General features: G+C 60.8%; 1 protein-coding gene. It reads right to left on the bottom strand.

Annotated elements, in window-relative coordinates:
* Positions 1-7: 7 nt before the first annotated feature.
* Positions 8-1,336 (bottom strand): IS66 family transposase (gene tnpC, locus BMI01S_RS37555; RefSeq protein WP_042293495.1); only part of this gene is annotated, 1,329 nt, incomplete at its 5' end.

Raw genomic sequence — 1,336 nt, 5'->3', positions numbered from 1 at the left:
TAACTGTTCAGGAGGAGGCCGGCATCGGCGAAGGGGCGTTGCCAGCGAACGCCTGAGCGAGCGCATCAAAGAGGGGGCGGCCCTGTTTGCGTAACGTAGCGAGGTATGAGCGGATGGTACAGAAGGCATCGACCCCACCCTTGCTGCGGAAGCAGCCCGAGACTTTCTGCTTGAGCTTGGGCATGCGGATGTCGCGTTCGGCCTGGTTATTCGTGAAGGGAACCCGATGATCGACGGTAAAGCGCCAGACCTGATCAGCGTAGCGTTCCAGTCGCGAGAGCAGATTGAACGCAGCGCTTTGTTTGACCTTGCCCCGCCGCTTCGGCTGCGAGGGATCGCGTTGCCGCTGGGGATTGAGTCCAAGGCCTTCGGCAATCAGTTCGCTCGAACGCTGCCGATAGTAGCGTTGGCGCCTTTTGGACAGGCTCTGTGCCCCCTTCTCGATACTGCGACCGACTTCGCTACACGCCTGGCGCAGCAGATCAATCATCTGCGCGGCCCACGGTTGTTGGGTGGTTTCCGAGATGAAGATCAGTTCGCGCAGGTGATGGGCATTGCACAACGCGTGCTCGCATTCGTAGTGCGCGTAGCAGGCCCAGCCATCATGGACGGCCACGCCAGCAAATTCAGGCAGGATGCCGAAGCTGTCCATCGCCTCCTGGCCACGCTTCGGATGCGAGGCCAGCCAGGTGAGCGTCGCCGTCGATGCACTATGCAGCCAGTGAAGATCGCGGCCCACACGTACACCCGATTCGTCAAAGTGCACCACGGCATCCCCCAGCAACGCCTGCCTGATCTGCGTAACTTCGGGCTTGAGCTTAAGGGCGGCTTCGTTGATTTGATTCTGAACGGTCCCCGTGCTCAGTCGCACGCCAAACAAATCGGCCATCGCCTGGGCCGTGCGATCCACCGGCAGTTGCTGGTATTGCGTCAAATACACCGTTGTGGCCTTGATCTGGGTTCCGTACTGAACTGGCTGACTGACGCCTTCTGGAAACGCTGCACGATGCATCTTTCCGCACGCGCACTGTGCCTGCTCGACGAGATGCTCGGTGACTTCAAAGCGGATCGGCGGCAGGTCAATCACCTGGCGCGATTCGCTCGACACCGACACATTCTCGCGCGCGATCAGATTGCCGCAAGCGTCACACAACGGCCCAAGCTGATGGATTTCAACATGATCGGGCTGCTCAACGCGCTTGAGCGTACTGCCCTTGTGGCCCGGCTGTCCACCAACCCTGGCTTTGCCGCGCTCGCGCAAGGACTTCGGTTTGCGGCGCAGGCCATCCGAGGACGGCGGCTTGCTCGAATTGTGACTGTCCTTGCCCAGACGGGC

Origin of the sequence: Paraburkholderia mimosarum LMG 23256 = NBRC 106338, from assembly GCF_000739815.1 — a bacterium.
GTDB lineage: Bacteria > Pseudomonadota > Gammaproteobacteria > Burkholderiales > Burkholderiaceae > Paraburkholderia > Paraburkholderia mimosarum.
The sequence above is the reverse complement of the archived record's forward strand: the minus strand, read 5'-3'. Positions and strand labels throughout refer to the sequence as shown.